The following is a 17,877-nucleotide window of genomic DNA, read 5'->3' as shown; positions in this document are numbered from 1 at the left end:
TAACTACCCGTAATTGTTTGTTAATTACATATCCAGCAGATATGCAAAAACCAGGGGAGCGACTATGGTTGCGTCACTTTCAATAATATGTTTTGGGGTGTTGATATCCAGTTTACCCCAGGTGATTTTCTCATTTGGAACCGCCCCGGAATAAGACCCGTAACTCGTGGTAGAGTCTGAGATCTGGCAGAAATAGCTCCAGAAAGGTGTATCGGTTCGTTCCATGTCCTGGTACAACATTGGCACCACGCAAATTGGGAAATCTCCGGCGATTCCTCCACCAATCTGGAAAAATCCAATCCCGTTCTTCGAGTTTTCAGTATACCAGTCGGCCAGGAAGGTCATGTATTCGATCCCAGATTTCATGGTGCTTGCCTTTAATTCTCCTTTGAGTACGTAGGAAGCGAAAATATTACCAAGCGTAGAGTCTTCCCACCCGGGAACTACCATCGGCAAATTCTTTTCGGCAGCAGCATACATCCAGGAATCCTTGATATCTATTTCGTAATGCTCTTCCATCACCCCGCTTAATAAAAGCTTGTGCAGGAATTCGTGCGGGAAATAGCGCTCGCCTTTTTCTTCGGCATCTTTCCAGATCTTAAAAATATGCTCCTGTATTCTCCTGAAAGCTTCCTCTTCAGGGATACAGGTATCAGTAACCCGGTTCAAACCTTTTTCTAAAAGGTCCCATTCTTCCTGCGGAGTAAGATCTCTGTAATTAGGAACTCTCTTATAATGAGAATGTGCTACGAGGTTCATCACGTCTTCCTCCAGGTTAGCGCCTGTACAGGAAATGATGTGAACCTTGTCCTGGCGGATCATTTCAGCAAAGATCTTTCCAAGTTCGGCGGTACTCATGGCTCCGGCAAGGGAAACCAGCATTTTAGCGCCTCCGTCCAGCTGCTTCTCGTAATCCTTTGCGGCATCCACGAGGGCGGCAGCATTGAAATGCAAATAATATTTTTCTATGAATTGGGAGATACTTCCTTTACTCATCGTCGTCTTCTTCGTTATAGTTTTGATATTTGAATTTGTAGCTCAACATCTTGTAATAAAGCTTGGCTGCGAGGAAATCTGAAGATCGTTCGTTTTCGTTAGGGCAAAGTTCCACGATATCGAAACCAACCACGTTCTTTTTCTTGAACATCATCTTCAGGAATTCCAGGGTCTCATACCAGAATAGTCCTCCTGGTTCAGGGGTGCCGGTAGATGGCATGATACTGGGATCAAAAGCATCCAGGTCTATCGTGATAAACACATTTGGAGTCATTTGCCCAATCGCATCATCCTGCCAGTCTTCGTACAGGTCATGAGCAAAATACACATGGTTTTCATCCATATGGTCCATCTCTGAAATGTCCATGGAACGAATTCCAACCTGTATCAAATTAGTGGTTTTACTGGCCTCATGAAGCGCACATGCATGATTGCATTTGGAACCTTCATATTCCGGTCTTAAATCGGCATGAGCATCGATCTGCACCACGGTGAGATCTTCAAAGGATTCATTGAAAGCCCTGATGCTACCTATAGAAATAGAGTGTTCTCCCCCAAAAAGGGTTACGAACTTTTCCTGTTTAATATAGTTCTTGGTGGTTTTGTAAACGGCCTCGACCATTTTTTCAGGAGAGCTGTTTTCAGTTACAGGAGGAGCCAGGTAGACTCCTTTTTTGTAAACCTCGCTTCGGGTTTCAATGTCGAAAAGCTCCATATTCTCTGAAGCTTCGAGAAATGCATCGGGTCCTTTATCGGCTCCTTTTTGCCAGGTACTGGTGCCATCATATGGCACAGGAATCAATACCACCTTTGCTTCGTCTATTCGAGCATATTTATCGGGTATCCCGGCATAATTCTTTTTGCTCATGGCTAATTAAATTGATTAGTTAATTTATAGTAAAACATTAATTTTTTGAGTTATAGCCCAGTATGTCCAGCATTTCGCTGGCCTCCTGTTGCTCGCTGAACAACTTTGAGGTGAGTTTTCCATCCTTATCCCTGTCCAGGAGAATGTGTCGTGGCTGCGGAATCAGGCAATGCTGTAAACCTCCAAAACCACCTATGGTATCCTGGTAAGCTCCCGTATTAAAAAATCCTATATACAGTGGTTTATCTCTCTTGAATTTAGGCAAATAAATCGCGTTGGTATGCTGTTCAGAGTTATAGTAATCATCACTATCGCAGGTTAAACCGCCCAAAAGAACGCGTTCATATTCATCGTTCCAGCGATTGATGGCAAGCATCACGAATTTTTTGCTAATGGCCCAGGTGTCGGGAAGGGTGGTGATAAAAGATGAATTGATCATATTCCACTTCTCCCTGTCATTCTGTTGTTTTTGGTAAAGTACTTCATAGATCGCACCGCCGCTTTCTCCAACCGTGAAACTCCCAAATTCAGTAAAGATATGTGGAGGCTCTACCTCGGCTTCTTCACAGGCAAGCTTGATCTGGTTGATGATCTCGTCTACCATATATTGATAGTCATAATCGAATGCCAGCGAATTCTTGATAGGGAATCCACCGCCGATATTCAGACTGTCCAGCGTAGGGCAGATCTTCTTCAGGCTGATATACACTTTAAGACATTTGCTTAATTCGTTCCAGTAATAGGCTGTATCCCTAATGCCGGTATTGATAAAGAAATGAAGCATTCTAAGGTCAACCTGCTCATTGTCTTCCAGCTGTTTCTTGTAAAACGGAACAATATTTTTATACCCTATGCCCAGTCTTGAAGTATAGAATTCGAATTTTGGCTCTTCTTCTGAAGCGATACGGATACCTACCTCGAACTTTCCATCGATATTCTCTGATAACAGGTCCAGTTCCTCGTAGTTATCGATAATTGGAATGCAGTTTCTGTGTCCGCCGTTTAGCAGCTTGCTAATATTAGCAATATACTGGTCGCGTTTAAAACCATTGCACAATACCCAGGTATCATTGGTGATCTTTCCAGACTTCTTCAATTCTTCCACGATATTGATATCGAAGGCCGAAGAGGTTTCGATATGGATATCATTTTTTAAAGCTTCATTTAGTACATGCTCAAAATGGGAACTTTTGGTGCAATAGCAATAATTATAAGTCCCGGGATAATCATGCTTTTCCATAGCATGTTTAAACCAGCCTTTGGCACGGCTGATATTTTCGGAGATCCTGGGAAGGTAAGTGAACTTTAAGGGTGCACCGTATTCCTTCACAAGTTCCATAAGGTTGATATCATGAAATTTTAACTGAGTGCCTTCTAATGAAAATTCTTCCTGAGGGAAGTAGTAGGTCTGGTCTATTAGATCGCTGTACTTGGTATTCAATTTTTGATAAAATTTAAGAGCTAAAAATTAGAGAATAATTTAAAGGGTCAAAAAAATCGACTGGTAAATTAATGTTAAGAATATGCAAATGAAGCCTGTTGAATTGGCTAATTCTGGTAGATAGGTCGAAGTAACGCAGCCTGAATACACCTCAGGCCATAGAAATGAATTTTTTTTCAATTACATAAGAATCCTAGGAAGCCTTTACAAGTATCGACTTCTTTTTGACGCAGTAAATGTATTAAAAAAATAATAGGAGTAGACCAAAAATATTTCTAAAGCATGCCCAGGTTAATCACTTCCTGTTCAGTGAGTTGGCGATGTCTTCCTCGGGGCAGATCTTTTTTGGTCAAACCACCAAAAACAACCCTGTCCAGGCTTTCTACTTCATAACCTAAACTCTTGAAGATTCGGGTGACGATATGCTCTTTGATACTTCTAATTTCGATGCCAACCTCGTTATGCGGTTTATCATCAATATAGCTTACATCGGTGATCTGTACTTTAGAACCTTCGATATACACTCCCTCTTTCATGTTTTCCATGTCCTCCTTACTCAGGTTTTTGTTGAGGCTAACCTGGTAGATCTGGCGAATTCCGTTCTTGGGTTTCGCCAGCTTTTTGGCAAGGGTTCCATCGTTTGTGAACAGGAGTAGACCTTTAGCCTGGTTATCCAGTTTTCCAACCGGGCTAACCCTGGCTTTCGTAGCTTTGGAAATAAGTTCCAGTACGGTTCTTCCACCTTTTTCCGGGTTTCCGGTCACAAAGAAGCCTGCAGGTTTATTTAACAGGATATATTCCGGTTTTTCAGGATTCAAACGTCTTCCGTCAAAACGTACATCATCTTCCAGCTTCACACGGTATCCCATTTCGGTAATGGTATCGCCGTTTACGGTCACATTTCCGGCGGCTATATAGATATCGGCTTCACGACGGGAACAGATCCCTGAATTGGCAATATACTTATTGAGCCTGATACCTTCGGTATTCGAAAACGGACTTTTTTCCATTTTCGGCTTAATAGGAGCATTGCCCCGGGATTGTGATTTGTTTCTCATACCACCACCCTGGCGCCCACTTTGTTTTCCTCCGGAAGAACGGTCGCCTCTGCTACCGGTATTCTTACTGTTTTTCCTGCCTGAAGATCTATCGTGTCTGCTCATTGCCAAATTTTTAGCAAAGATAGGATTTCACTGTCGAGGATGCCAAGTAATTGGTAAAAGTTTTAGATTTTCAACGGGCTAAAATACGCGTTTCAGGACTTCGTCAAGATCGATCAGCAAAATGCTGAAAACCCCGGCCACAATGATGAATTTCAGAATGTTATGCAACAGCAGGTACTGCCATTTGGCCTTGCTGAAATAAAGCAAAAGCATAAAGATGACCAACAGCACCACGCAGGCGTAAAAAAAGTAGTCCATATACCCGATCTCGAAATACCTGATGAGCAGAAAAATAGGGATCAAGGCCAGAACGGCACATACGCCAAGGAAGAATTTACTCCAGTTTTCACCATACACCAGCGGGATGGTGTGATAATTTTGTACCAAATCACCCTGCATGTTCTCCAGGTCTTTTACGAGTTCTCTCATCACGATCATCAGGTATAGAAAAGTGGCGTGAATAAAGATGACTGTTTCGAAATTCTTGTAATACACGAAGATCACGAAGAAAGGCGTAATGGTAAGGATGGAAGCTACCAGGTTTCCTAAGAACAGGATCTTTTTGAGTCGGTGGGAGTAGAGCCAGATGGCGAAAATATAGATCGAAAAGAAGACCACTGCCCTGAAGGAGACATAACTGGCAAAGAAAATTCCGGCGAAGTTCAGGATAAAATACACCGAAAGTTTGGTACGCTGACTAACCACCCGGTCCAGCATGGTTTTCTTGGGCCTGTTGATAAGGTCCTTTTCGCTGTCGTAAAAGTTATTAATGATATAACCACCCGCGATCACGCTGGCAGATGCCAGGATCAAAAAGAACAGGTTGGGATCAAAAAGGACTTCGCGAACGGGACGATCGTGAGCCAGGATAAAAGCTGAAGTAAGATACTGGGCAATTACGACCACCAGTATATTATAACCTCTTACCACCGAAAAAAGGCTTAGTATTTTCAGCAGTAAACGCTTGTTAGCTATGTCCGGCATGAAGGGATCTTAAAAGTTATAAACCACTTCTAATTTATAACCTTTAAGTGCTTTTCGGGCTTTTTCAATGTCTTCGGTAAATCCAAGAATATAACCGCCACCGCCTGAACCGCAAAGTTTGAGGTAGTAGTCGTTGGTTTCAATTCCTTTTTTCCACAGTTTATGAAACTGTGCCGGGATCATTGGTTTGAAGTTGTCTAATACGGTGTGAGACAGTTTCTTCACATTTTTGAAAAGGGATTTTACATCACCTTTCAGGAAATCATCTACACAGGCATCGGTTTGGGAAACGAATTGCTCTTTCAGCATTCTTCGGAAAGGCTCCTGCTTCATGTTCTCCATAAAGATATTTACCATAGGGCCTGTTTCTCCTATGATACCACTGTCCAGTAAAAATACGGCACCGGTACCATTTTCGGTTTGAGAAGGAATTCCGGCTGGCTCTATATTTTCCTTGGAATTGATAAGGATAGGAATGCTCAAATAAGAGTTAAGCGGATCCAGACCTGAAGATTTTCCGTGGAAAAAAGACTCCATTTCCCCGAAGATCTTTTTCAGTTTTAATAATTTGTCACGGGTAAGATTTTCAAGCACCGTGATCTTGTCCTGGGCATATTTGTCATAGATAGCGGCAACCAGTGCACCACTACTACCAACCCCGTAACCCTGCGGAATGCTTGAATCGAAATACATTCCCTTTTCGATATCCTTTTCCAGGCTTTCAAAATCGAACTGAACCAGTTTAGGCTGCTTTTCCTGAAGCGTTTTCAGGTAATCTGCAAACCTTCTCAGGTTCGTATTTGACTTGATAGCGTCTTCAGAAGGATTCTCATCCAGCTTTAAAGCACCATTATAAAAGTTATAAGGAATTGATAAACCTTTGGAATCTTTAATGATCCCATACTCCCCAAACAGAAGGATTTTCGAATAAAATAAGGGTCCTTTCATAGGTCAATAATTGACAATTGATAATGGAAAATTGACAATTAACTTTGTTCTGAAGTCTTTATTATAGAGACTAGTAATTTCAATATTTCCTTAATATCTTTTTTGAAATCCTGGAAGCGAGCATCCTCCAAATAATCTGAGGCATTAAGCAGGTCAATCCAGTATTCAGTTTCGTTAGCTTCTTTTAGGGCTATTGACAATTTGTGTACGAAATCTGCTTTACTTTCGGCTTGTTCGGCTTCTCTTACTAAGGCTCCGATCGCCGTTCCAGATCTTAAAAATTGCCTGGACATTACAAATTCCTTCTTTTCAGAACTTAGATACTTGTACAATTTAACAACTTTAACTGAGAAAAGAAAACTCTTGGACTTTATGATGTTCTCCTTACTCATTGTCAATTGTCAATTTTTAATTGTCAATTGCCTAGCGCCTTTGCCAACACGGTCGCAAATATACTGCTCGTTTTGACAATATGCAACCAGCTCATTATTAATGAATTCTAAAACTTTTGATTCATAGTCCTGTGGGTATAACACATGAACATTGGCGCCGGCATCCAGGGTAAAGCAAACCGGGACCTTCATTTCTTCCCTGAAAGACCAGATCTTATTGATGATCTCCAGGGTGTTGGGTTTCATCAAAATGAAATACGGCTCACTGCTCATCATCATCGCATGAAGACTTAAGGCCTCGCTTTCCACTATTTTTATGAATTCTTCCAGATTCCCGTTTTTTAAAACAGGGATGAGGCGTTGCAGATTTTTATGGGCCTGTTCAAAACGGCTTTCTGCAAAAGGATGCCCGTGCATCAAGCCATGACCAACGCTGCTGCTTACCTGCTTTTCACCTTTATCCACCAGGAGAATGGTATCACGGTAGGTCTTAAAAATATCATGAACCTCGTATGGATAGCTTACTCCAAAGAGATCTGATGAATTTTCGATCTTCTCATGTTCTCCCCAAACCACGAGTCCGCCGTCTATGCTGCGGCAGGCACTTCCAGAGCCTAAACGTGCCAGGAAAGATGCTTTTTGATTGAAAAAATCTGGATTCATATCGGGATACATTTTTTTCTCGATCTCCATCACGCAAAGGGCCAGTGCGCTCATGCCGCTTGCGGAAGAAGCGATCCCGCTGCTGTGCGGAAAACTGTTCTCACTGTGGATCTCGAAACTGAAATCTTTCAGGTAAGGGCAATATTGTTGAATCCTTTCAAAAAAGCTCTGGATCTTAGGCTTGAAATCTTCCTTCGGCTTGCCTTCAAAATAGAAACTGAAGTCGAAATTCCCACTATCAGATGGGCTTTCCTTCTTTGAATAGCTCAGTCGGGTAGTGGTCCTGCAGTCGTTCAGCGTAAAACTGATGGAGGGGTTGGCCGGGATCTGGTTCTCCTTTTTTCCCCAGTATTTCACCAGGGCGATATTGCTTGGAGCCTGCCAGCTTACCTCGCCATTTTCAATTTCCTGAGCCTTTTGTTTAGGAACAAAATCCTGATTTACCATCCTGAAAAATTTTTGCCAAAGTTAAACTTTTATGAGTTGGAATCCCTTGAAGACAATCCAAATAAATTCCTATTTTAGTGAATTCAACCGGCCAAAGATGACTAAAAAACTGTTCATAAGGAGTTCTATAGGGGTTCTGATATGTTTTATATTCGGATTTATGGGAACTGTCGCTACCCAGGCTGGTGTTGCAGAATGGTACCCGAGCCTTGAAAAGCCCTGGTTTCATTTGAACGAAGATCTATTCAGTGGCATCTGGATCCTGATGTATCTTCTAATGGGAATAGCTGCCGGGATCGTTTGGAGCAAAGGCTTTTATCACAAATGGGTCAAAACCGGGCTCTATCATTTTGGATTTCAGCTGTTTTTGAACGGTTTCTGGTTTTTGCTGTTCTTTGCGCTCGAACAACCATTAATTGCCTTGCTGGATTTGATTGCACTTTTTGTCGTGATCATTTTTACCATTAAATGGTTTCGCATTGTAAGCCCAACAGCAGCGTATCTTTTGATACCTTATGCGATCTGGGTTGCCTTTAACATCGCTTTTAATTTTGAGATCTGGCGCCTGAACTCATAGCCTGTGCCGCCAGGAAACCACCCGTCCATGCATTTTGAAAATTGAATCCGCCGGTGATCGCGTCGATATTCAGGATTTCACCAGCAAAATAGAGATCGGGATACAGTTTGCTTTCAAAGCTTTTAAAATCCACTTCTTTTAGGTTGATCCCCCCGGCAGTTACGAATTCTTCTTTAAAGGTACTTTTACCATTTACACTGAAGCTAGCCGAGGTAAGTTGGGTACTAAGTTTTAGTAGTTGTTCCTTGTTTAGGCTGGCCCAGTTATCTTCTGAACCAATCCCGGCAGCGATCGCGATCTTTTGCCAAAGTCGTTTTGGCAGCTCGAACTGGGCTCGTTTTAAGACCAGTTGCTTTGGGAATTCGGTTTTCAATTGTTTGAGTTCAGCCAGGATATGCTGTGAAGTCCGGCCAGGTAGCCAGTTCACCCGTATGCTGAAGTGGTAACCTAATTCATTCAATTCTCGTGCTCCCCAGGCAGAGAGTTTCAGGATGGCCGGGCCGCTCATTCCCCAGTGGGTGATCAAAAGCGGACCTGAACTTTCCAGTTTAGTACTTTCTACTTTTACCTCGGCTTCGGTAGAAATTCCCGCCAAACCGTCGATGCGGTGATCCTGTATATTAAAGGTGAACAGCGAAGGGACAGGGGAAATTATCTGATGGCCCATTTTTTCGAGCAGGTCCCATACCTTGGGGTTACTTCCCGTGGCAAGCATCAGTTTATTGGTGCTGAACTCGCCCTGGCTGGTCTCTAAATGCCAGTTTTCATCTTTCCTGCTGAAATTTTTCAGACTATGTCCCTTCAATACCGAAATGTTCAGTCTCCTGCATTCCGAATTAAAACAGTCGATGATGCTTTGCGAACTATCGCTTACCGGGAAGATCCTTCCGTCTTCCTCGATCTTGAGCTCGATGCCCCTTTTTTCGAACCATTCCATGGTGTCTCCGGTCATAAAACTGTGAAATGGGCCTCGTAATTCCTTATCGCCGCGTGGATATCTTTTAACCAGTTCAGAAGGGATGAATTCGGCATGGGTCACATTGCAACGGCCACCGCCAGAGATCTTGACCTTGGAAAGCACTTCCTTACCACGCTCCAGGATGAGTATCCGTAGTGAAGGATCGATCTCGGCAGCATTGATGGCCGTAAAGAAACCGGCTGCTCCACCGCCAACTATGATGATATCGTAAGTATCCAAATTTTAGGGATTTATTGCAAAAGTACAGAGATTGGAACGGAAGTGGAAACGGCCTAAGGATTTAAATGCAGTAACGGATTGTGAAGCCGGTTAGGAAAGTCTGAAATGATGCCATCCACACCAAATTCCAGCATTCGTAAAATATCTTCCCGTTCATTCACCGTCCAGACATTTACTTTAAAACCGGCCTCCTGGCTCAATTTGGTATTATCCCTTGTGATGATTCCCAGTGAAGGGTGTATGGCGTAAGCATTCAGGCGTTTTCCCAGTTCGATGGCTTCGGGTACACTGGCCTTGCTCAGGATGCCAAGTGGAACCTGCTGGTCTAATTTTCTAACCTCGAAAAGTTCGTTCTTCTGAAAACTGGAGACCAGGAAATTCGAATATTTCCATTTCCCCGATTCAATTCGCTGCCAGATCTCCCGGCAAACCGGTTGGGCCGTATTCAAACCTTTCAGTTCAATATTGATGTCGCATTTTCCTTCGATAAGGTCAAGTACTTCAGATAAAAGCGGGATCTTATATTTAGCTTCTACCTTTAATTTCTTTAATTCGGAAGCTTCGCGTTTGGCGATCTCGCCACTGCCGTTGGTGGTTCGGTCCAGCGTGAAATCATGAATAACCCAGATCTCTTCGGAAGCGCATTTATGCACATCGATCTCGATTAGATCCACTCCTATTTCCAGGGCTTTCTGAATGCTTTCCAGGGTATTTTCGGCAATATGACCTTTCGCGCCCCGATGACCGATCTTTAAAAAATCCTTCATACTCAAATGTAGAGAATTAATCAATTCGAACTCATTTTTAACTCAATCGGACCATTTTCTCAATATTTACAAAGGCTTAAGATAGCTTAACATTTATTTTGGTGAAGGGCTTTGTAATTTAGTTGAACAACCTAATTATCAGCCTTATGAGTAAACCAGTGGATGTGCCGCAACAGGACCAGTCGCAGCCAGGTGATGAATATAAAATGCAACCTGAACCTGAGATCATCAGGTATGATTATAAGGGAAGCGGAAAATTAAAAGATAAAGTAGCCCTCATAACCGGGGGCGATAGCGGCATTGGCAGGAGTGCCGCGGTGCATTTTGCCAGGGAAGGAGCCAGCCTTGCCATAGTTTATCTGGAAGAAAAAGAAGATGCCCTTGAAACCAAAAAGCTGGTCGAAAAAGAAGGGCAGGAATGTTTGATCATCGCCGGTGACCTGAAGGAGGAATCCTTTTGTACCGAAGTTATAGACAGGGTTCTGGAAAAATTCGGGAAGCTTGATGTACTTGTGAATAACGCTGCCATGCAGTTTCCTACTGGTGAAGTTGAGGATATTTCTTCGGAGCAATTCCGAAAGACCTTTCAAACCAATCTGTATCCTTATTTCTATATCGTAAAAAAAGCGCTGGAACATCTTAAGGAAGATTCAGTGATCATCAATACCACATCTGTTACCGCATACCGGGGTAGTTCTCATTTGCTGGATTATTCCAGTACCAAAGGAGCTATAGTTAGCTTTACCAGATCCCTGTCCAAGATGCTGGTAGATAGAAAGATCAGGGTAAATGCCGTGGCTCCGGGTCCCATCTGGACCCCGTTGATCCCTTCTACCTTTGACGATGTTTCAGAATTTGGTAAAAAAGTGCCAATGGGAAGACCTGGGCAGCCCAGTGAGGTAGGGCCGGCCTACGTGTTCCTGGCCGGCAAAGACAGCAGTTATATAACCGGGCAGGTCATTCATATTAATGGGGGAGAAATAATTGGGAGTTAACTAATTCTTATGGAAAAATGGTTTAAAATAGAGGAAACATCCATACTGGCTATTATACTCACCGCGCTGGGTATTTACCTGGCAACCATCATTTTTACGAGGCTAGCGGGCAAACGCAGTTTTTCAAAAATGTCGAGCTTCGATTTTGCCATGACCGTGGCCGTTGGTTCGATGATCGCTACCACCGTGCTTTCAAAAAGCGTAAGTCTGTGGGATGGCGTACTGGGTATAGGTTTGGTTTACCTGTTACAAATGCTGGTAGCCATCCTGCGAAGATTCAAAATCATAAAGAAAACGGTAGATAATGAACCCCTGCTTCTCATGGATGGTCAAAACATCCTGTATGATAATCTTAAAAAAGCCAGGGTGACCGAAGAAGACCTCCGGTCTAAATTGCGGGAGGCTAACGTGATACGGCTTAAAGAGGTGCGTGCGGTGATTTTTGAAGCTACCGGTGATATTTCGGTCTTACATACCGAAGATGATAATGAAGAACTGGAAGACTGGTTACTGGAAGATGTGGAAAGATAGGAAAGATGGAATTTGGATGGGAGCAAATATTAGGTCTGGTTGCCGGTATCTGTACGACCATTGCAGTTATTCCGCAGATCCATAGGTCCTACAAGACAAAAAAAGTTAATGATGTTTCACCGGGGATGTTTTCCATTTTGCTATTGGGAGTCTTATTATGGGTGGTCTACGGCTTTACCCAGAACGATCTCCCCATTATTGCTACCAATGGGATTTCACTGGGCCTGAACAGTTTTATGCTTTATCTAATGCTGAAATACGGAAAAAACTAACTAGATCATCAAAACAAATGCACCCATGGCAAAAATGAGATGGGCGATAAAAATTTGAACATAAAATTCTCTGAAATCAATTTCTGGAGGCCTCCGGGAAATATAGAACATCAATTGCCAGCTGATGATAGCCAGTCCGCCGGTAATAAGGCCAAAAATAATAATGGAAAGAGAAGAGATGGAGAATAAAAAGATTATATGGAACATATAAAATAAGGTCATAAGAATCACGCCAATAGAAAAATGTACCACCCAGCCTAGAATGGAGTCATTGGATGGATTCATTGGTTCATGCGTAGAACGCCTAAGAATAATGTTCAACAACCTTGGTTCCCTGAACTGTTTTGATCTTAGTCTGGAAAGCAAAAGGCTGAAACCGGTCATTAGGACCGTACCAGTAATTCCCGCTATTATGACCAGAATAAGTTCCATGCCATATAAAGATAGATTAAATATTAAAAAACTTAAACCAATAATAGTCATGTTGTTAAAGAAGAGGGATTTCCCCAAGATGGAAACAATGGAGAGAATGATAACAGCCAATTTGAAGGAGGATTTTGAAGATTTCATTCTCGAGAAGGATCACCCATGCGTAATGGCGCAAAGTGTTTTTAGTATGGATGCAGTAGAATTACATGCATACAGGGATACCGCTAGTCTGGATTCTGCAAAGGAATTGCTGAAAGACCTGGAAAACTATGTTTCAGGTTATGATTTCGAATCGAACGATTTCAAAACCTTTATCGCGGTATTTCCCAATTCGCCGAAATATTCCGAACTTGAATTCGAAACTAAATTATGGGAACTATTGGGTAACCTGAAGAAATTCGATCATTGCGCATGGGATAAGGAGGTAAGTCCAGATCCTGAAGATGAGCATTTTAGCTTTAGTCTTTGCGGGAAGGCATTTTATATCGTGGGAATGCACCCGGGAGCCTCCAGGAAAGCCAGGCGAAGTCCTTATTTTTCCATTGCATTTAACCTGCACTGGCAGTTCGAAAAATTAAGAGCGATGGGGACTTACCAAACGGTCAGGAATAAGATTCGAGACCGTGACCGGGAATTGCAGGGCAATATCAATCCAATGCTGGAAGATTTTGGAAAAAACAGTGAAGCCAGGCAGTACAGTGGTCGAGCGGTTGGAGAGAAATGGAAATGCCCATTCCATCATAGCAAAAAACAATAATGTACAGACCTTTAAAATATCGGAAAGACGATGAGGAATTCATTCTTCAATTCATCGACCAAAACCCATTTGCGAGCTTTATAACCAGGGGGGATCGATTACTTGCAACACATATTCCCGTATTGCGGGAGGGCGAAAAAGAGGAATGGAGGCTTTACTCTCATATCGCCAATCATAATGAACAGCTCGCCTTTCTGAAAGATGGAGCTGAAGCCCTGCTCATCTTTCATGGGCCGCACGCCTATATTTCCTCGAGCTGGTACCAGGAAAAGGATATCAGTACCTGGGATTATTCGGCGGTTCATGTGAATGCCCGCATCAGGCTGCAAAGTAAAGAGGAGTTGGAGGAAAGCCTGGAAAAGCTGGTGTACAAATTTGAAAAGCAGCAGGAGGATCCCTTGTATTACAGGGATATCCCAAAACAGATGCTTCTGGATCATTTGCATCTGATCACCGGTTTCTGGTTGGAGCCCTTTAAGGTCGAAGGCATCGCGAAACTGCACCAGAATTATTCAAAAGCCGATGTCTCATCGGTGATCAGCCACCTGGAAAATTCCGGGGACAGTACGAAAAAGCAGTTGAGCGAGGATATCAAAAACACCAATCTTTGAGTCATGGCAAAAGGTTTTTTAGACAAATATCATGAAAAGCGGGATTTTGATATTTCATCGGAGCCATTTGGAGATGAAAAAAATAAGAAGGATAGTGAAAAGCAGATCTTCGTTATTCAGAAACACGAGGCTACCAACCTTCACTACGATTTTCGCATACTGGTAGATGGAGTTCTCAAAAGCTGGGCCGTACCCAAAGGGCCGTCTACCAATCCCGATGTGAAACGCCTTGCCATCCCTACGGAAGATCACCCGGTTGAATATGCCGATTTTGAAGGGGTGATCCCTGAAGACCAGTATGGAGGCGGTACGGTGATGGTCTGGGATGCGGGAACTTATGAAAATGATAAACGGGATGATGACGGCAAGCTGATCCCGATGGAAAAACAGCTTGAAAAGGGCCATTCCACCTTTATCTTAAACGGAAAAAAACTGAAGGGAGGTTATACACTTATCCGCACATCCAAAGGCGACGATGAAAAATGGTTTTTGAAGAAGGTAGACGATGAGGATGCCGACGCCCGGAGGAAACCGGTAAATACCGAAAATAAATCGGTGTTAACAGGCAGGACCATGAAACAGATCGAAAAGGAAGCGAAAAAAGATGAATGATCTGTTGAAAAGCATCCCGGAGGAGCTTCAGCAAAAACTGAAGGAAAAGAAGCAGCCAGGCTGGATGTCTCCCATGCTCGCCAAACTTACCCATGATGTCTTTTCTGATGCCAACTGGATCTTTGAACGAAAACTGGATGGGGAACGCTGCCTTGTTTTTAAGAAGAACGGGAGAGTGGAACTGATGTCGCGCAACCAGAAGGAACTCAATAATACATATCCCGAACTGGTGAAAGCGCTCGAATCTCAAAAAGCCGATAATTTTATCGCCGATGCCGAGATCGTGGCATTTGACGGCAATGTGACCAGCTTTAGAAAGCTTCAAAAAAGGATGCACCTTAAAGATTCAGCAGAGATCGCCAGCTCCAAAGTAAAGGTGTATATCTATGTTTTTGACCTGATGTACCACGATGGCTTTGAGCTGGATGAACTTAAGCTAACCGAACGAAAAAAAATGTTGCGGGACCTGCTCGATTTTGAAGATCCAATCAGGTATACGCCTCATCGCAACGAAAATGGAAAGGAATACTACCAGGAAGCCTGTAAAAAACACTGGGAAGGTCTTATCGCTAAAAAGGCCAATAGTAACTATGCTCACAGCCGCTCCTCGAACTGGTTGAAGTTCAAATGCGAGAACCAGCAGGAATTCGTGATCGTGGGCTACACCAAACCGCAAGGGGAGCGCAAAGGTTTTGGCGCTATCCTGATCGGTTTTTATAAGGATGATCAACTAAAATATGCAGGTAAAGTGGGCACCGGTTATACCGACCAGATGCTGGAAGATCTGCATGCTCAATTCCAGGAAATAGAGGTAGAAGAACCCGCCGTAAGCGGAAGTAAGCTCCCATCAAAAGACGTGTACTGGCTGAAACCTAAAATGGTGGCCGAGGTTGCTTTTACCGAATGGACTTCTACAGATAAACTAAGACATCCGCGCTACCTGGGCCTAAGGCGCGATAAAAAACCGAAGGAGGTAGTAAAAGAGGCATGAGCGAAAAAAGAACATACGGAAAAACAGAAGTGGAATTAAGCAATCTTGACAAGGTCTTTTTTCCGGATAGCGGCTTTACAAAAGGCGACCTGGTTGATTATTACGAAAAGATCGCTGATATCATGCTGCCGCATATCGAAGGCCGGCCGCTTACCATGATCCGTTTTCCCAACGGGATAGAGGATAAGCGATTCTTTCAGAAGGATGCGCCCGATTATTTTCCGGAATGGATCGAGAAAAGGAGCTTTGATAAGAAGGAGGGAGGCAGCACTAATTATGTGATTTGTAACGACCAGGCTACGCTTGTGTATCTTGCCAACCAGGCCTGTGTTACTCCGCATATCTGGCTGAGCAGGCAGGACCAACCTGATAAGCCGGACCGGATGATCTTTGACCTGGATCCATCGAAGAAAGGTTTTGATGCGGTGAAGGAAGCGGCCTTCTCGATCAGGGAATTGCTGGTAGAAGAACTGGGGCTGCCGGTGTTTTTGATGACCACCGGTTCACGCGGACTTCATCTGGTGGTTCCGCTTAAGCGAGATCACAGTTTTGATGAGGTTAGGGAATTCGCCCAGCAGGCGTCCAAATACCTGGAGCAAAAGTATCCGGAAACCATGACCACTGCGGCAAGAAAGGAAAAACGGGAAGACCGGCTTTTCCTGGATGTGGCCAGGAATGCTTCGGCACAGACCAGTGTGGCGCCTTACGCGGTTCGACCAATCGAGGGAGCACCGGTGGCAACGCCGATCGACTGGGTTGAACTGAAAAAGCCGGATCTTTCGGCACAGAGCTATACCATAAAAAATATTTTCCGAAGACTGGGTAGTAAGGATGATCCCTGGAAAGATATAGAGAAACATAAGGTGAACCTTTCCGAAGCCAAAAAGAAACTGGAAAAACTAATCGAAAAAACTTCAGAAGATACATGATACAGGAGATACCCATCCAGAGCGGAGCCGCTTTCCGCTTAAAAAAAGGACAGAAATTAAAGGTGATCGACCCAAAAGGACAGCAGGTTAGCGATATGGTGCTGTTCAATGCCAACGATAAAAGGGAAAAGATCAGCAGCGGGAAAACACTGGATTTCGAGGAAAGTATCCTGATCACCAAAGGTGATTTTCTATGGAGCAACCGCAGCAATAAGATGATGGAGATCCTGGAAGATACCAATGGCCGCAACGATTTCCTGCTGGCGCCGTGCAGCCCGGAGACCTTTAAGATCATGTATGGCAACAGCGACTACCATCCCAGCTGTTTCGAAAACCTGTACACGAACCTGGAGAAATTCGATATTGAGCCCGATGATATCCCAACCGCATTCAACATTTTTATGAACGTTCAGTTCGATGAGAATGGCAAACTAAGCGTAGACCCGCCTTTGAGCAAGGCTGGAGATCACGTGCTTTTTGAAGCTAAAATGGACCTGTTCGTTGGCCTTACGGCCTGTTCGGCCGAGGACAGTAATGGCGGCAGTTTCAAGCCTATCCATTACGAAATCCTCGACTAGGCGTTCTTCTTTCGGTAGCGCATATTCAGCATTTCGATGGCCAGCGAGAAGAAGACCGCGAAATAGATATAGCCCTTCGGAACATGATAATGCGCAGCTTCCACGATAAGCATCACCCCGATCAAAATTAGGAAAGACAGTGCCAGGATCTGTATGGTTGGGTTCCTGTTTACGAATTCGCCCACCGGTTTTGCAAAAGCCATCATCACCAGGATCGCGACAACTACCGCGATGATCATCAGGATGACCTGGTCTGTAAGACCCACGGCGGTCAGAATAGAATCGAAAGAGAAAACCAGGTCCAGCAGTACGATCTGTATAATTGCCGTGCTAAAGCTCATCACCTTAGGTTTGTTTCCGTATTTTTCCTCGTCATGCTGGCCTTCTACCTTATGATGTATCTCCAGCGTTGATTTTACCAGTAGGAAAATCCCTCCTGCAAAAAGGATAAGATCACGCCAGCTAATCTCGAAGTCCCAAACAGTCACTACGGGTTCGGTAAGGCCGATGATCCAGGTGATACTTAAAAGCAGAAGTACACGCATGATCATCGCGAGTGCAAGTCCGCCCAAACGGGCTTTTTTCTGGCTTTCTTTAGGAACCTTTGAGGCGACAATAGAAATGAAAATGATGTTATCTATCCCGAGTACGATCTCCAGGAAGGTAAGCGTAAGCAGGGCTACCCAGGTGTCGGGTTGTAAGAATATTTCCATGGTTAATTAGTTGAA

Annotated in this window: 22 protein-coding genes; 10 read left to right on the top strand and 12 right to left on the bottom strand. The window is 43.6% G+C overall.

Features of this window, described 5'->3' with window-relative positions:
* Positions 1-24 precede the first annotated feature (24 nt).
* The 8 genes from MKO06_RS03120 to mvaD form a co-directional block, all read right to left on the bottom strand.
* The gene (locus tag MKO06_RS03120) at positions 25-996 is read right to left on the bottom strand and encodes a deoxyhypusine synthase family protein (protein WP_241550883.1); all 972 of its coding nucleotides are present in this window, start codon (positions 994-996) and stop codon (positions 25-27) included.
* Positions 989-1,864: an agmatinase gene (speB, locus tag MKO06_RS03115; RefSeq protein ID WP_241550882.1), complete on the bottom strand. Its 876-nt coding sequence runs from the start codon at positions 1,862-1,864 to the stop codon at positions 989-991. Before speB ends, MKO06_RS03120 begins: the two co-directional genes overlap by 8 nt.
* A gap of 37 nt (positions 1,865-1,901) precedes the next feature.
* A complete protein-coding gene (locus MKO06_RS03110) occupies positions 1,902-3,305 on the bottom strand; it encodes an arginine decarboxylase (RefSeq protein WP_241550881.1) in 1,404 nt (467 codons plus the stop codon).
* A 275-nt stretch (positions 3,306-3,580) separates the two neighbouring features.
* Positions 3,581-4,468, bottom strand: a complete 888-nt coding sequence (locus MKO06_RS03105; RefSeq protein ID WP_241550880.1) for a pseudouridine synthase — start codon at positions 4,466-4,468, stop codon at positions 3,581-3,583.
* 78 nt (positions 4,469-4,546) lie between these two features.
* The gene (locus MKO06_RS03100; RefSeq protein ID WP_241550879.1) at positions 4,547-5,452 is read right to left on the bottom strand and encodes a geranylgeranylglycerol-phosphate geranylgeranyltransferase; all 906 of its coding nucleotides are present in this window, start codon (positions 5,450-5,452) and stop codon (positions 4,547-4,549) included.
* Positions 5,453-5,461: 9 nt separating this feature from the next.
* Positions 5,462-6,400, bottom strand: coding sequence for a mevalonate kinase family protein (locus tag MKO06_RS03095; protein WP_241550878.1), 939 nt, complete (start codon positions 6,398-6,400; stop codon positions 5,462-5,464).
* A 38-nt stretch (positions 6,401-6,438) separates the two neighbouring features.
* A complete protein-coding gene (locus MKO06_RS03090; RefSeq protein WP_241550877.1) occupies positions 6,439-6,792 on the bottom strand; it encodes a four helix bundle protein in 354 nt (117 codons plus the stop codon).
* 9 nt (positions 6,793-6,801) lie between these two features.
* Positions 6,802-7,902, bottom strand: a complete 1,101-nt coding sequence (gene mvaD / locus MKO06_RS03085; protein WP_241550876.1) for a diphosphomevalonate decarboxylase — start codon at positions 7,900-7,902, stop codon at positions 6,802-6,804.
* Between the two features lie 97 nt (positions 7,903-7,999).
* Here mvaD and MKO06_RS03080 point away from each other — a divergent pair, with 97 nt between their 5' ends.
* Positions 8,000-8,479: a TspO/MBR family protein gene (locus tag MKO06_RS03080; RefSeq protein WP_241550875.1), complete on the top strand. Its 480-nt coding sequence runs from the start codon at positions 8,000-8,002 to the stop codon at positions 8,477-8,479.
* Here the strand turns inward: MKO06_RS03080 and MKO06_RS03075 are convergent.
* Both MKO06_RS03075 and MKO06_RS03070 read right to left on the bottom strand, forming a co-directional pair.
* On the bottom strand, positions 8,448-9,677 hold the full coding sequence (locus MKO06_RS03075) for a BaiN/RdsA family NAD(P)/FAD-dependent oxidoreductase (protein ID WP_241550874.1): 1,230 nt from the start codon (positions 9,675-9,677) through the stop codon (positions 8,448-8,450). The two genes, MKO06_RS03080 and MKO06_RS03075, sit on opposite strands and share 32 nt — an antisense overlap.
* A gap of 53 nt (positions 9,678-9,730) precedes the next feature.
* A complete protein-coding gene (locus MKO06_RS03070) occupies positions 9,731-10,444 on the bottom strand; it encodes a glycerophosphodiester phosphodiesterase (RefSeq protein ID WP_241550873.1) in 714 nt (237 codons plus the stop codon).
* 146 nt (positions 10,445-10,590) lie between these two features.
* Between MKO06_RS03070 and MKO06_RS03065 the strand changes: the two genes are divergently transcribed.
* Genes MKO06_RS03065 through MKO06_RS03055 form a run of 3 tightly spaced genes read left to right on the top strand, consistent with a single transcriptional unit; the run spans position 10,591 to position 12,242 of the window.
* A complete protein-coding gene (locus tag MKO06_RS03065) occupies positions 10,591-11,439 on the top strand; it encodes an SDR family oxidoreductase (RefSeq protein ID WP_241550872.1) in 849 nt (282 codons plus the stop codon).
* 9 nt (positions 11,440-11,448) lie between these two features.
* A complete protein-coding gene (locus MKO06_RS03060) occupies positions 11,449-11,970 on the top strand; it encodes a DUF421 domain-containing protein (protein WP_241550871.1) in 522 nt (173 codons plus the stop codon).
* 5 nt (positions 11,971-11,975) lie between these two features.
* Positions 11,976-12,242, top strand: coding sequence for a SemiSWEET family sugar transporter (locus tag MKO06_RS03055; RefSeq protein WP_241550870.1), 267 nt, complete (start codon positions 11,976-11,978; stop codon positions 12,240-12,242).
* Here MKO06_RS03055 and MKO06_RS03050 read toward each other — a convergent pair whose 3' ends face one another.
* Complete coding sequence (locus tag MKO06_RS03050; RefSeq protein ID WP_241550869.1) at positions 12,243-12,674, bottom strand: hypothetical protein; 432 nt, start codon at positions 12,672-12,674, stop codon at positions 12,243-12,245.
* A gap of 88 nt (positions 12,675-12,762) precedes the next feature.
* Between MKO06_RS03050 and gntA the strand changes: the two genes are divergently transcribed.
* From gntA to MKO06_RS03020, 6 genes are read left to right on the top strand one after another with little or no spacing between them, the layout of a single operon-like run.
* On the top strand, positions 12,763-13,428 hold the full coding sequence (gene gntA, locus MKO06_RS03045) for a guanitoxin biosynthesis heme-dependent pre-guanitoxin N-hydroxylase GntA (protein ID WP_241550868.1): 666 nt from the start codon (positions 12,763-12,765) through the stop codon (positions 13,426-13,428).
* Positions 13,428-14,039, top strand: coding sequence for an FMN-binding negative transcriptional regulator (locus MKO06_RS03040; protein WP_241550867.1), 612 nt, complete (start codon positions 13,428-13,430; stop codon positions 14,037-14,039). The genes gntA and MKO06_RS03040 overlap by 1 nt, the downstream gene beginning before the upstream one ends.
* Positions 14,040-14,042: 3 nt before the next feature.
* Positions 14,043-14,651: a DNA polymerase ligase N-terminal domain-containing protein gene (locus tag MKO06_RS03035; RefSeq protein ID WP_241550866.1), complete on the top strand. Its 609-nt coding sequence runs from the start codon at positions 14,043-14,045 to the stop codon at positions 14,649-14,651.
* On the top strand, positions 14,644-15,642 hold the full coding sequence (gene ligD / locus MKO06_RS03030; protein WP_241550865.1) for a non-homologous end-joining DNA ligase: 999 nt from the start codon (positions 14,644-14,646) through the stop codon (positions 15,640-15,642). Before MKO06_RS03035 ends, ligD (MKO06_RS03030) begins: the two co-directional genes overlap by 8 nt.
* Positions 15,639-16,571 (top strand): non-homologous end-joining DNA ligase, encoded by a 933-nt coding sequence (ligD, locus tag MKO06_RS03025; RefSeq protein WP_241550864.1) that lies wholly within the window; start codon positions 15,639-15,641, stop codon positions 16,569-16,571. Before ligD (MKO06_RS03030) ends, ligD (MKO06_RS03025) begins: the two co-directional genes overlap by 4 nt.
* A complete protein-coding gene (locus tag MKO06_RS03020) occupies positions 16,568-17,149 on the top strand; it encodes a DUF1989 domain-containing protein (protein ID WP_241550863.1) in 582 nt (193 codons plus the stop codon). The genes ligD (MKO06_RS03025) and MKO06_RS03020 overlap by 4 nt, the downstream gene beginning before the upstream one ends.
* Here MKO06_RS03020 and MKO06_RS03015 read toward each other — a convergent pair.
* On the bottom strand, positions 17,146-17,862 hold the full coding sequence (locus MKO06_RS03015; RefSeq protein WP_241550862.1) for a TerC family protein: 717 nt from the start codon (positions 17,860-17,862) through the stop codon (positions 17,146-17,148). The two genes, MKO06_RS03020 and MKO06_RS03015, sit on opposite strands and share 4 nt — an antisense overlap.
* Between the last annotated feature and the right edge of the window lie 15 nt (positions 17,863-17,877).

Source organism: Christiangramia oceanisediminis (assembly GCF_022570735.2).
Classification (GTDB): domain Bacteria; phylum Bacteroidota; class Bacteroidia; order Flavobacteriales; family Flavobacteriaceae; genus Christiangramia; species Christiangramia oceanisediminis.
The sequence above is the reverse complement of the archived record's forward strand: the minus strand, read 5'-3'. Positions and strand labels throughout refer to the sequence as shown.